The sequence below is a fragment of the Candidatus Syntrophosphaera sp. genome, assembly GCA_019429425.1.
GTDB lineage: Bacteria > Cloacimonadota > Cloacimonadia > Cloacimonadales > Cloacimonadaceae > Syntrophosphaera.
Genome location: JAHYIU010000065.1, coordinates 1 through 13,697 on the forward strand (window position 1 = coordinate 1; position 13,697 = coordinate 13,697).

Genomic DNA, 13,697 nt, shown 5'->3' on the forward strand with positions numbered 1-13,697 from the left:
TCGCCATGGCGCCGTAAACAGTTGAACCGATCAGGGTGACGGTGTCCCCCAGTTCCAGACCGAGCTGTTCAAAAGCCTTGTGGCTGATCAGGATCTCCCCCGCCGCGGAGGGCACCCTGCCCACGACCAGAGAGCTCTTCAGCTTCAGGCGCTGGACCTCGTCAGGCGAATTCAGGATGTCGATCGCGAAACCCGCGACGTCACCCTGCTCCCGCGTCAATCCTGTGGAATCAGGCACGTCCAGCAAAGCCCCGAAAGTCACCCGCTTCACCCAATCCAACTGGGGATAGGCCCGTTTCCATTCCTCCAGTTCCGGTTCGATGTCCAACAGGGCGGAATCCATCGGCTTGAGGTTGATCATGTCCGCGTAGGAACGGGTCACCACCTTCAGGTGGCCGGTCTGGTAATTCGCGTTGTGCTCCAAAAAGCTGTCGATATAGCCAGTCACGAAAGACAGCATGAAAACCAGTATCGCGATCCCGACGGCAACCAAGATCAGCGGAAAAAGATAGCGGTGGCGGTCGCGAAAAATGCCTTTGATCAGAAATTTCAGCATGGCGTCACTTCCCTTTGAGCACTTCTGTCACTTTCAGCCCGGAGATCCTGCGGGCGGCGAACCAGCTCACCACAAGGGTGATCAGGAGCAGCCAGAAGACCACGCTGAGGATGATCCCGGGGGGATATTCAAACTTGATCGCGTACGTGAAACCGGCGATACCAAAATCTTCATAGCCCTCGGGCATCACATAGCCGCGCACGGCGAAATAGCTGAACAGGGGAAGCCCCAGCAGCGCGCCCAGGATTATGCCGAACACGCAGTAGAGAGCGCCTTCGACGGTGAACAGCCAGATGATCCGTCGCTTGGTCATGCCCAGGGCGGAAAAGGTGCCGATCTCCTTGCGCCGCTTGAAGAGGGCCAGGGCCTGGGTATCAAAGATCGCGATCATGGCCAGGAACATGATCAGCCCGTAGATCATGTATTTGGAGAAGTTCTCCGTCTCCATGATCTCATCCAGGTAGGAAAAGTACTCTTTTTCGGTGATCTGCCGGAAACCTTCCACGTCCAGGGTGGCCAGTTCCGCGTCCTGGAAGACGACGGTGGTGGCGCTGCCTGGCAGCTGCTTCAACTCTCTCAGGGCATCGAGGTCCATCCAGATCGTGTTAATATCGAGGTTGGGCACGGGGATCCGCATGATCTCCACGAGTTTCAGGTCCAGGGTGTTGAAGGCACCGTGGCTGTCCTTCACGCGCAGCGTGAAGACGTCGCCCTCCTCCAGGCGCGTCGTCTTGGCCATCATAGCCCCGATCACGCAGGGAATATAGCCTTCCACCCTTCCGGCCAGCTTTTGGGTGGGAAATTCAAGCACATGCTGATCGTGAGGGATGCCCTTGACGAGGGTGGACAACTGCCGTTGATGGGGATAGATCACAGCCGGCGAAAGCAGCATGGGAACAGCCTTTCCCAGTTCCACGGCGCTTTGGAGTTCAGGCCCGATCGGCGCGTGGCTGTCCTCCCAGGTAAAGGCGTCGTAGGGATCGTATTCATCAACGCGCAGCATGCCGGAAGCGAATTCCCATTCCTTTTGCTGGGTCTTGGCCAGCGCGATCCAGCTATGGTACATCGCCTCCATCCAGATCATTCCGATGAAGATGATGGCGATCACCACCATGCTGATCAGACTGCGCCAGCCGTTGCCGACGATGTTTCTAAGCGCCAGTTTGAAGATCATCGCTTGTCACCTTGCCGTCGACCAGTTTAACGATCCGCTTCAGGTATTGGATAACTTTGTAGTCGTGGGTGCTGAAAATGAAGGAGGTTCCCAACTCCTCGTTCAGCTTTTGCATGGTATCGAGGATGTTGTGGGAGTTGTCCGTGTCCAGGTTGGCAGTCGGTTCATCCGCGAGGACGAGCTCTGGTTTTTTCACCATCGCCCTGGCGATCGCCACCCTCTGGCACTCTCCGCCAGAAAGCTTGGCGGGGCGGGACTTCACCTTGTCCGTCAGGCCCACCCACTGAAGGGCGTCCATGACTGCCTTGCGGCGTTGCTCCGTGCCCATTTTCAGCAGCAGGAGGGGGAATTCCACGTTTTCAAAGACGTTGTAAACCGGCAGCAGATTGTAGGTCTGGAAAATGAAGCCGATATGCTTGCTGCGCAGTTCGCTGGATTCCTTCTGGGGAAGCTTGCTCACCTTGAAGCCCAGAACCTCGACCTCCCCGGTGGTGGGGCTGTCCAGCGAGCCGATCACGTTGAGCATCGTCGTCTTGCCGCTTCCGCTGGGTCCCACAAAGCCGACGAACTCACCTTTCCTGATGCTCAGATCGATGTCCGTGAGCGCCCAAAACTGACCTTCGCCCGTGGGAAAAGCTTTACCCATTTGGGTGATGCGGACTATTTCCTGTTCCATAAATCCTCTATATGTCATAGTTTAGTACCAAGTTCAGCGACGGCATTCTGCTTAAATGGGCCGGATAGCCGCTATCCAGGCCCAGCGAGAGTTCCCAGCTCAGATAGTCGTATGTCCTGCGCCAGGAGATCGCTCCGAAGCCGCGCCGTTCATTATAGTCATAGCTGGCCAGCATTTGCAGGCCGTCCAAAAGGCCCAGGGGATAAGTCATCAGCAGGGCTCCGTTAAATCGCGCGTCTGTATCTTTTACCGGCTCCAAACCTTGTAACTGCATGTTTTGTTCCAGCAAGAGATATAATCCGTTGCCAACCTCGATGGTGTAATCCCCGCCCAGGGTTAGGGAAACTATCTGTCTGGGATAAGCGTAGCTCCCGTAAGGAGTTGCCACGGATACTCCATTCTCGAGCAGGTTCGCCGCGGCTTCCAGCCAGCCGCCCATGAAACCGTCCACGCGCTGGTCAAAGCCAATCCGGTATTCCGTCACACCCGCCGAGGTCTGAGGATGGGATATCACCCGCTGATGATAACTCAGGCCGGTTTCCCCCAGTGCGGTCATGGCTCCGATCCGTCCGCCGAATTCCCAACTATCCTGCTGCGAGGGAAGCAGTTCCGCGCCCTTGGCCTCTCCGTTGCCCCGCAGCAGCCACAGGCGCAGTTCCGGATCGGGGAAAAAGTGCGTGAGGGTGAGCGCTTGCACCCCTTTGGTTTCCTGCAGCATTGCGCCCGGAACGATGCGGTCGAACCACATCAGAGGCCGGAGGACCTGCGCCACGCCCATCCGGATATGCTGCAGGCCGCCTTTCAGCTCAGTGTTCCGATATGAGGCAGCCAGCCAGGCCCGATACATGCTGAAGTCCAGTTCCTGGCCGGATCCATCACCGTCAAAAAGCAGGTTGAGGTGGTTGGTCATGCTCAGGTCCGCGGACAGCCTGATCGCGGGCGAGATGAAGTATTCGCCGAACAGCTCCGGTTTCCAGCTCACGGATATCTCCGCGTCGGGCAGCTCTGAGGCCAGAAAAACGTGGTTTTGGGCCGTAAAAGAGTTGTTTACGGATACCTGGCCATCCTGCGCGCCAAGATTGCTTAGCGCCGCCAGGCAAGCCATTGCGAGCAGGGACAGACGATGCCTATTGCTCATGGTGGGGGTTTTTTTCGTTTCTCCCGAAGCGTGAGATCAAACCCTGGTAGCCTTTGATCAGATGTTCCATGAAACTGGGTTCGGAAAAATGCTCCAGGCTGGCGCGGGCAGCCTTGTAACCGTATTGGTAGAAATCTCTGGCTTCGAACAGGTCAAACATCTTTTTGTCCGGGTCATGGGCGTCGATAAAGAGGTCGGGCGGGTTTTGCAGCATCGCCTGGATGGCCACGTAACCCTGGTTTTGCAATACGGATTGGATCACCACTTGGTGCGGCCAAAGGCGTTCCTTATCCCCTTCCCCGCCCAGAACGATCTTCTCCGCGTGCGTCGAAACCCGCGGCAAAACGTTGACCGCGATGGTGATATCCCCCGGAACGCTGGACTGGAACGCGAGCGGCAGGGGATGCTCGATGCCTCCGTCGATGAACAGGTATTTTCCCATTCGGTGCGGCGGAAAGACCAGGGGCAGAGAGGACGAGGCGCGCATGGCGTCCGCCAGCCGGCCTTTGTCGATGAGGACGGTTTTGCTCTGCTTCAGGTCGAAGGCCACAGCCACAAAGGGTATGGGAAGTTCTTCGATCAGGGCCTTGCCGGTCCATTTGTTGAATAAGCCCAGCACGGTACGTTGGCTGTGCAGCCCGCTCAATAGATTGGTGGACAAGATCTTGGGCAAGGCCGGAACCACCAGCGGATTGAAGATCAGGGCGGATCTGCTGTCCAGGGCCAGTTCCAGAATCTCCCGCGGAGTTTTGCCCTGGGCGTAGAGGCCTCCCACGATCGCCCCCATCGAGGTTCCCACGATCCCGGTGACCGTGTATTCCTCTGCTATCGCTTCAAGGACGCCGATATGGGCCAAACCGTAGGCCGCGCCGCCGCCCAGAATGAGTTTTGCTTCCTTTTTCATGGATTCAAAACTATGGCAAGGGAAGAATTGTCAACGAAAACCAACAAATGGTGAGCTAATAAAAAGCGCGGCCTCTTCGTTTGAAGTTGCCGCGCCGCTTTGGGGAGATGATTATGCGGTTGGTGCCGGGGTGTAGACCCGCGTGCCCAATTCCCTGTCCAGCATGAAGATGCCGTTCATGTCGTTGCCGATCATCTTCAGCTTCTGGACCACGTTGTCAACATTGGATTCCTCCTCCACTTGCTCGTCCACGTACCATTGCAGGAAGCTCCTGCTGGCGTGGTCGTTTTCCTTGATGGCGAGGTCCATCAGCTCATTGATGCTCTTGGTGATGATCTGTTCGTGCTCGAGGGCCGAGGCAAAGGCCTTGAGCGGGGTGCCAAATTCGGTTTCCGGCTTATCGATGGCCAGCAGCTTGACCTTTCCGCCCCGTTCGATGAGATAGTTGAAGAATTTCATGGCGTGGAAATGCTCTTCCTGGCTCTGGGCAAGCATCCAGTTGGCCATGCCGTCCATGTTCTGGCCGGCGAACCAGGCCTGCATTGAAGTGTAAAGGTACTCGGAAAAGAGTTCCTTGTTGATCTGTTCGTTGATCGCTTTTTCCAGTTTCTTGCTGATCATTTTTGTGTCTCCTATTGTTTATTTAGTTGTTGTTCAATATTTTGTGTGATCTCTGCCAAAGCCTCCGGGGAGGGGATGTACTGCACCGTGATGGGCTCCAGCATCTCAAACCCGCATTCCTGGGGATCGCCCAACAGATGTTGCAGGATGGGAACGCTCTGCCCACCCCAGCCGTAGGAGCCGAAGGCCAGGCCGATCCTGTCCTTGGGTGAAAGGCCTTTCAGATAGAACATGAAAGCCGCCACGGTGGGCAGGATGGAGCTGTTGATGGTTGGCGAGCCCACGGCGATGTATTTGGCGTCCATGATGTCGGTCATGATGTCGGAAATGTGGTTGGCCTGCAGGTTCAGCATCCTGGCCTGTATCCCTTTGTTTTCAAAGCCTTGCGCGATCGCCTGGGCGATCAGTTGGGTGGATTTCCACATCGTGTCGTAGATCACCAGCGCCCGGCCGGGATCCGCTTCGTTATGGGACCATTTCGTGTAGGCTGCCAGGATCTCGGGAATGGAGTCGGTCCAGATCAGCCCGTGGCTGGGGGCGATCATCTCAAATTCCAGCCCGGAGGCGGCTTCCAATACCTTCTGCACCTGCTTGGAATAGGGCAGCACTATATTGGCGTAGTATTTTTTGGCCTCCTCCAGCACCATGCTGAGCGGCAGATCCTTCACCAGCCGCTCGCTGGAGGCAATGTGCTGGCCGAAGCCGTCATTGGAAAAAAGTATCTTCTCCTGCGGGCAATAGGTGAACTGGTTGTCCGGCCAATGCACCATCGGGGTGGTGAGGAAGCTCAGGTCCCGTTTGCCGACATTGATCGTGTCTCCGCTTTTGACTTCCTGGAAATTCCAATCCTGCCGATAGTGCATCTTCAAGCCCTTGATGCCGTTGGCGTTGGTGTAGATCGGAACGTTGGGGATCAGCTTCATCAGCATGGGCAGGCCGCTGGAATGGTCCATCTCCACGTGGTTCTGGACGATCAGGTCGATCTTGGCGGGGTCGATCACGGAACTGATCCGGGAGATCATCTCGTCATAGAGGTAGTATTTGACGTTGTCGATCAGCGTAACCTTCTCATCGACTATCAGATAGGCATTGTAGGTGGAGCCCCTCTGGGTGAGGTAGCCGTGGAAATTGCGCAGGTCCCAATCAATTGCGCCCACCCACCAGATGTTTTCTCTCAACTTATACGCTTGCATTCGTTTACTCCCTTGCATCACAAACTATCATACTTTGATCTCCTACTATTATAGTATACGCTCCGATTCAACTTTGGCAAGCCGATTTTCATTTCTGGCAGACCGGGCAATAGAAGGTCCCGCGCCCGCCCTGCTTGATCTTGCGGATCTCGTGGCCCTTGGGGCAGCGCTCTTTCTGATAGACCCTCAGGAAGTTCTGGAACTGGCCGGTCTTGTCATCCACGCGGCGGAAATCCGAAATGGAGGTCCCGTTCATCGCGATCGCCTCGTTCAGGACGGCTTTGGTTTCCAGGGCGAGTTTTTTCAGCTTGGGCAGAGAGAGTGATCCGGCCGGGCTTTCGGGGTTGATCTTTGCCCGGTAGAGGATCTCGCAGGCGTAGATATTGCCCAGCCCGGCGATCTTGCTTTGGTCCATGAGAATGTTCTTGATCGGGGTTTTGCGGCCTTTGAGCATATTTTGCAGATGGGCCCCGTCAAACTCTGCGGAAAGAGGCTCGATACCCAGGCCGGGCATGAATTTGGAGAGGTTTTCGCTGCGGCAGAGGGTTATCTTGCCAAAGGTGCGGATGTCTATGAAATGCAGCTTCTCATGGCCGGAAAGCATGAAGCAGGCGCGTTCGTGCACGGATTCCGACTGCATCGCTTTGTCGGTCACCAGCTTGCCGGTCATGCGCAGATGGATGATCACGCTCACTCCGCCGCTCAGGTGCAGAATCATGTATTTTCCGCGCCGCTCGTGGCCTCTGAATTTGAGCGGAAAAGGATCTTCCGGCAGTTCCGGGTCGCGCACCACCGTGCCCGGATAAAAACAGTCCAGGCCCCGGATCTCTTTTCCTTCCAATGTCTTGGCCACACCGTCCAATACAGTCTGGACCTCTGGTAATTCTGGCATTTATATCGCTCCTTGATTATTTCTGGGATATGTAAACAAACTAAGCTGCGAACTCTCTCCGGCAAGGCCTTTTATAAAGTGACACCCAAACATGCGAATGGTCATCAGCTGCATCAGTGGGCGTAAAAGTTTATGGGATTGTGAGATGCTATGGACTGGCTTTAGTCTGTATCGCAACGATCATTGGACGTTTTTGCATATTTCGGTATCATGTTTTATTCGCAGCGCCGGTGCCCACCCCGGAATTATGTTGAGTCCCAAGTGTTGGATTTTACACCAGCATTTTGGACTCAACAAAAAAAACTTGACAAAAATGGCTTTGAAATTAAGGTTAAAATGATGGGACGAGTTACTTATATTACTTAATGGAGCAGGTGGCGAAAGATGAGATTAAGGGGTTTACATCCGCTCTTGCAGATTTGGAGACGAGATCAAGACACAGTGAATGGTACTGCTATCAACCCGGGAATCGCAGTGAACATAATTTTACGCTATTTCCCCAAATAGTAGGAGAAATGAGAAAATCGATTTATGCGATAGTTTTGGCAGCTTGCCTCACACTGGCGTTCTTCTCCACTAGTGCTGCGTAACGTTTTTTCAGACCTAAGGCTCATGATGATGACAGTCAACTTACGCAGGTACATACGGTCATCGATCATAGCCAGGATTCTACCGCCATCAAGGCAAATTTCACAGACACGGGTTTGGGAAGAAAAGAACTGGATGGCGAGCCCCTGGATATTAGCGCCACAAGGCCTCTCGTGCACGAATATTGGGAGTATGAATTCACAACCCAGGCTGACAGGGAGAAATGGTACTGGGTAAGTTTCCCGGTTCTGAACACGGTGACCGAAAATGCCCTCGTGGCGTGTGAGTTTTTTAAGGAGCTTTTGTTTACGCATATTAATGAGAATTGCGAATTGCATCCTAGCTATCTCGATAGGATCGTATGGATGGTAGGAGGAGCTTTTCCGTCTAGAATTCGTTGGCAATTTTCAGATTGGACGCCTAATAAAATTACTCATTTTGTCTCCAGTCCCCAAGGCTACAAGATAAAATTACTGGAAAGAGCACCCGCAACCGTCATTCTGAAAGAAACCGGATTCCGTACGCCATCAGACACTCAATTCCCGATCTATGGCGGGGAAGTGGAAAACTGGCTGGGCTACTTCAGGGCGGACTCCACCTGGCCGCATGAGGTCTTCGCTTCTATCTGGGACGACATTACCATGATCAGGACCAAAAGCTGGTGCCTGGTCCGTTCAGACCAGGACGGCGATTACTGGGGCTTGCACGGCAAAGTGACAACGCTGAACGACGGCGACATGGTGATAGTCACCACCCTCAACGACCATACATTCCAGTGGAACAATGCCGATGCCACCCCACCCGAGACAAAGGCACTGCCGGAGTACTTCGTCTTTGACGAGAAACAGGATTATGTGCCTGTGTATTTGAGCATCCCGGACAGCCTGATGACCGGCCTGAAGGAAATTGGCCTGTACCTGGACGGAGTGTGCAAGGGCGCAGTCGTGATCGAAGACAACATCGAGCAGATCAGCGCTTATCTCGGCATTGATGAAAAATTGACCGACGGCGTGGTGGAATTCGTCTTCTATTACAACGACGGCAAGAGCCAGCAGCAGGATAAGAAAACAGTCCGCATGGATCCCGGCCGGCTTTGCGCGCGGTACGTAAACGGCAACGGGAGATATCCTTATTTCTCTATCAATATCACAACCCGGGATATGGATAATGTGGTACCTCCCGAACTCGCTCTGGGGCAGAACTATCCCAATCCCTTCAATCCGAGCACGACGATCTCCTACCAGTTGCCGGCATCAGGACAGGTGCGCCTGGATATCTACAACGTCAGGGGTCAATTGGTCAGAACTCTGGTCGACGCGGAACAGAATGCCGGATCCCACAGCGTTGTCTGGAACGGCACTGACAAAGCAGGACAGAACGTCGCCAGCGGCATCTATTTCTACCGTTTGAGCAGTCCAGGCAAAACCTTGGGCAAGAGAATGCTCCTGATGAAATAACCTGTAATGGGGGAGGGCGCGAGCCCTCCCCGCTATAAAAGAGGTATATAATGCGCTTGAATGCAATTCTGATCCTGGCCCTGCTGCTGCCAGGCCTGGGGTTTTCCCTGACCCATACCGTGAAGCTGGACGGCAGCGGGGATTTTACCAACATCCAGGCCGCGTTGGATGCCTCAGCCCAGGGAGATTCGGTTCTAGCCTATCCGGGGAGGTATTACGAAAATTTGATAATACCAACGGATCATATCAGCCTGATCAGTCTGGAAGCCATAACAAACGAACAGGCCTATATAGACTCCACCATTATCGATGGGAACAGGATATCCACCGTCATATTAGTCGGTTTGAACCGGCAGAATATCCGTATAAGGGGATTGTCGATTGTTAACTCTAAAGGTAATGGCATTGGAATAGGGCAGTCATCGGTTGACGTAACTAATTGTAAAATTACAGATTGCCTAGCTTCAAATGGAGCAGGGATATATATAGGCGGATCTACAGTAACATTGTCAGGAGTGGAAATATTCGGCAATTATGCAGTAAATATGGGAGGGGGAATTTACGCTTCCGCGCCCACAGGCTATGTGAATAACATCACCTTCGATCCAGTGAACCGCTGTTCGATCTACAACAACCGCTCTGGCGCGGGACAGGATATCTATATGCAACACGCAATAAGCGACCTGAATGTTTATCTGGACACCTTTTCAGTGGCGGTTCCCACCACCTATTACGCAATCTACATTCCTGAAGGTCTGCAGGATCATCAGATGCACTTCGACATCCTGAACGCGCACCACCAGGAAATAGACAGCGACCTCTACGTGTCCCCCGATGGTGATGACGCCAATGACGGCCTGAGCCCCGCCACGGCGCTGAAAACCATCCATGAAGGCATCTACCGGATCGCCGCGGACAGCCTCAGCCAGAATACGGTGCATCTCCTGCCGGGCACCTATTCCCGGACCGCCAACTCACAGGTTTTTCCCATAGCGCTGAAAAGCTGGGTGATCGTGCAGGGCAGCGGAATAGACAATACTGATGTGGTAGGAGAACTGCACCCACTGATCACTGTAGGGACGAATCCACACAATGATGTGTTTATGTCTAACTACCAGAACGTAGTATCATTGTCCAATATGGCCATTTCAACTCTCAATTCTAGTAACGACACCGCAGTGTTTGGTAATAGCTTTGGGAGCTTGAATTTGTCTCAAATTTATGTTTCCAATGTGAACCCAGTTGATCTATCTGCAATATGGCTATATTTGAGCAGTGATTATGATAGCGTGTGGGATAACGTCATAATCGAGAACATCGTTACACCTGATATGGGTCTGGTATATATTGGTGGCAGTATGTCTGGAAGGATCTCCAACTGTAAGTTCAGAAACGCGGTTTCTACATATACCTCTGCTTCGGTCTGGGCTGATCCGTTGGTGTCTTTCACAGGAGATAGGAATCTTACCTTTGAAAAATGCGAATTTAGCAACCTGACCATGTATGACGATAATTCCTATGCAATAGGGTTGGGAGGAGTTCAATACCCACAACAGCAGAATAACTTCCGCTTTATGAATTGCCTGTTTAGCAATAATTCTTCCCAGGGCGGTGTTATGCTTGTTGGTTCATCCAATAATCCGAATATAAATTTCACCAATTGTACCTTTGCCGGGAATGAAAGCGATACCTACACCCTCATGGTCAACGGCAACGTAAACATCACCAATTGCATCTTCGACAACGACACGCCTTACCAGATCAAAGTGAACCCATATACGAATATTTTAGGACCGACTACACTCAACATTGACTATTCCTGCATCAAGGACGGCATCTCCGGCATCCAGCAGGCATCGGGGAACACGGTCAACTTCCTGCCCACCAGCATCAGCAGCGATCCGCTCTTCGCTGAAGGTCCGGATATCCATGATCCGCTCTATTACAGCCTGTCCGAACTATCCCCCTGCATAGATACCGGAACTCCGGATTCCACCGGATTGGACCTGCCGCCCTATGACCTGGCCGGCAACTGGCGGATCTGGAACGGACGCATAGACATGGGCTGCTTCGAGTTTGGCTCGGAGCCCTGGGTGGACAATGACGATCCGGTGATCCCTGTACAGGAGCAGGTTCACCTTTTACAGAACTATCCCAATCCCTTCAACCCCTCCACTACAATATCATACAGCCTCCCCAGGGCCTCAGAGATACGGCTTTCGGTGTATAACCTGAAGGGTCAGTTGGTGAGGACTTTGGTGGACGGGCTCAAGCCTTCCGGAGCCCATCAGATCGTGTGGGACGGCGAAGACAGACTCGGTAACAGTGTTTCCTCGGGTGTTTACTTTATCCGCCTGCAGTCTGAAGGAAAGGTCTTGACTCATAAAGCGCTGATGCTGAAGTAGTTTGTTAACTGGTTGAGGCTAACTGGCTCTGCCCCGGCCAGCTTGGAGTTCAAAGCCCCGCACATGATTTCAGCCGGACGCCAGCCCGATGGGGCTTTGGATTTCAAGCGTCCTCTTAAAACAAGCTCTGGGTAATATTGTCGCAACGGCGTGCGACACTACGTAGGGGCGACGCCGATCCGCCCTGTAAGCCATTCCTGGAGTCCATGCGGGGCGGAATGATCATCTGGAAACTGAACAAAACAATCTGCAAACCGCCCCGCTCGACTCCAGGGTGGCCTGAGTGACCTGGGTGACTCTCAAATCCTGGTGAATTTTACCTACATGGCTCCCCTTATCAATACGGTATCAATACGGACTCAATACGGACAAAGTCCGTATTGAGTCCGTATTGATACCGTATTGATAAGGAGGGCGGCGGGTGGAATCCCAACCGAAACATTCCCTGATAACGCTTATGGAAAGAGAGATGCGGCATATTTCGATTGACAGATTTGGACCTGCTATCATAAAGAACTCAAGATCCGATTGTGAGGTGATCCGATGAAAACAAGCTTTTGTATCCTGCTCATCCTCCTGTGTGGTGTGCTTAGTGCCGATCCGCGCGGCCTGACCAGCCGGGAGATCAGCATTGAAGACGCCGTATCCGTTATCCAACCGGAAACTGATTTGACGCTACCGGTTCCCGCCGTAACCTGTTCCCAAGAGGATTTCCGCGATACCTGGAACGAGGCTCTGGCCCATCCCCTGGGCATCATGCTTCCAGCCAAAGCCCAGTTCGGACTGCGTTTCAACAACCTCACCCAAAGCGGCGAATACTATTCCAGCCTGGGGGACCTGCTGCCTGAAACGCTGGCCGCGGTGGCCAAAGCACCGGGCTGGATTCGGCCCGAGCTACACACAACCCTGAACCAACTTGCGCCGGACAGGCAATTGCTCTTCGCGGAGCTTATCAACAACACGCTTGACCCCTATGTGGACGAGGTCGCCTTTTGCGTGGCCACTGCCTCACCCCAGTATCTGAATTCCGATTTCGCAATGCCGGAACTATTTACCGAAAACGCTCAAAGGATGTATTCCGCGGACACGGAGCTCCAATACGTGGAAATCGTCGACACTGGATCGTCAGTCACGGATGGATACTATTATTCCACGACCCGTTACTGGAAAAAGGATGCATCGGGACAACTCCAACAGGTGACGGTCCCCATGGAGGTGTATTACTGGTATCTGGTCAATCCCAAGATCACGGACGAGATTCAGGCCTACATCGATCCCGCCATTGTGGAGAACAACACCACCCATTCCAACAACATCGCCCCACCGCCCGTGGGAAAGTTCTGGCGCAGTTACATCTACGATTTCGAGGAGGCCGGCTATCCGGTGCTCAGCGACACCCTGGCCCTCTGCCAGACCGTTTTCAACCGGGATGGATCACCTGGCGACGCGGTGCGCGGCATCATCTGGTGGATCAATCAAAACATGAGCTTCACCTCCAATGCCGAAAGACCCCATCAACCCGTGCGGATATTCGAGAAACGCATCGGACGCTGCGGCGAATACGCGGACCTGACCTCCGCCGTGGCCCGTACCGCCTTGATCCCCTGTACCAATATCAGTTCCATCTCCACCGACCATACCTGGAATGAGTTCTGGGACGAAGGCTGGGTTTCCTGGGAACCGGTGAACGGCTATCTGAACAACCCGCTGGTCTATGAGAACGGCTGGGGCAAGGTGTTCGGCAGCGTGTTCGAAGAAAGGTCCGACGGCCTCTTCAGCCCGGTCACGGACCGCTATTCCGAAGGTCTGGCCACGATCAACATCCAGGTCGTCGACCAAAACATGCAGCCGGTCGATGCCGCCAGAGTCGTTTTGGCCATCTTTGAGACCTCGCCCCGCTTCGATTGTGAGCAATACACCGATAACAACGGCATGGTGAGCTTTACGGTGGGCGAAAACCGCGACTACCGGGCCCGGGCGGAAACCTTTTTCGGCCTGTATCCCGCCAATCCTGGCACCTACGCGCAATTGGTGAGCAATTCCGAGGACGGCGAAACCTATGCTTACCAGTTCGTGATCTCCGCCGCCATGCC

At 53.7% G+C, this 13,697-nt stretch carries 11 protein-coding genes; 3 read left to right on the top strand and 8 right to left on the bottom strand.

The features are described 5' to 3' along the window. The 8 genes from K0B87_07290 to mutM form a co-directional block, all read right to left on the bottom strand. A partial coding sequence (locus K0B87_07290; protein MBW6514543.1) for a hypothetical protein occupies window positions 1-556 on the bottom strand: 556 nt, incomplete at its 3' end. 4 nt (window positions 557-560) lie between these two features. Further along, window positions 561-1,730 carry an FtsX-like permease family protein gene (locus K0B87_07295; protein ID MBW6514544.1) on the bottom strand — a complete coding sequence of 390 codons (1,170 nt, stop codon included), beginning with the start codon at window positions 1,728-1,730 and terminating at the stop codon, window positions 561-563. Beyond that, window positions 1,708-2,406: an ABC transporter ATP-binding protein gene (locus K0B87_07300; protein MBW6514545.1), complete on the bottom strand. Its 699-nt coding sequence runs from the start codon at window positions 2,404-2,406 to the stop codon at window positions 1,708-1,710. The genes K0B87_07295 and K0B87_07300 overlap by 23 nt, the downstream gene beginning before the upstream one ends. A gap of 7 nt (window positions 2,407-2,413) precedes the next feature. Beyond that, window positions 2,414-3,544, bottom strand: coding sequence for a hypothetical protein (locus K0B87_07305; protein ID MBW6514546.1), 1,131 nt, complete (start codon window positions 3,542-3,544; stop codon window positions 2,414-2,416). Then, on the bottom strand, window positions 3,534-4,448 hold the full coding sequence (locus K0B87_07310) for a patatin-like phospholipase family protein (GenBank protein MBW6514547.1): 915 nt from the start codon (window positions 4,446-4,448) through the stop codon (window positions 3,534-3,536). Before K0B87_07310 ends, K0B87_07305 begins: the two co-directional genes overlap by 11 nt. A 111-nt stretch (window positions 4,449-4,559) precedes the next feature. Further along, window positions 4,560-5,069: a ferritin gene (locus K0B87_07315; GenBank protein ID MBW6514548.1), complete on the bottom strand. Its 510-nt coding sequence runs from the start codon at window positions 5,067-5,069 to the stop codon at window positions 4,560-4,562. Window positions 5,070-5,080: 11 nt separating this feature from the next. Further along, window positions 5,081-6,262, bottom strand: a complete 1,182-nt coding sequence (locus tag K0B87_07320; GenBank protein ID MBW6514549.1) for an FprA family A-type flavoprotein — start codon at window positions 6,260-6,262, stop codon at window positions 5,081-5,083. An 88-nt stretch (window positions 6,263-6,350) separates the two neighbouring features. Beyond that, on the bottom strand, window positions 6,351-7,154 hold the full coding sequence (gene mutM, locus K0B87_07325) for a bifunctional DNA-formamidopyrimidine glycosylase/DNA-(apurinic or apyrimidinic site) lyase (protein ID MBW6514550.1): 804 nt from the start codon (window positions 7,152-7,154) through the stop codon (window positions 6,351-6,353). 1,148 nt (window positions 7,155-8,302) lie between these two features. On the opposite strand from mutM, the gene K0B87_07330 reads away from it, so the two are divergent. The 3 genes from K0B87_07330 to K0B87_07340 form a co-directional block, all read left to right on the top strand. Continuing rightward, entirely contained in the window at window positions 8,303-9,199 is an 897-nt protein-coding gene (locus K0B87_07330) for a T9SS type A sorting domain-containing protein (GenBank protein MBW6514551.1), read from the top strand. Between the two features lie 50 nt (window positions 9,200-9,249). Next, entirely contained in the window at window positions 9,250-11,604 is a 2,355-nt protein-coding gene (locus K0B87_07335) for a T9SS type A sorting domain-containing protein (protein ID MBW6514552.1), read from the top strand. 543 nt (window positions 11,605-12,147) lie between these two features. Then, on the top strand, window positions 12,148-13,697 hold a 1,550-nt coding region (locus K0B87_07340), incomplete at its 3' end, for a transglutaminase-like domain-containing protein (protein MBW6514553.1).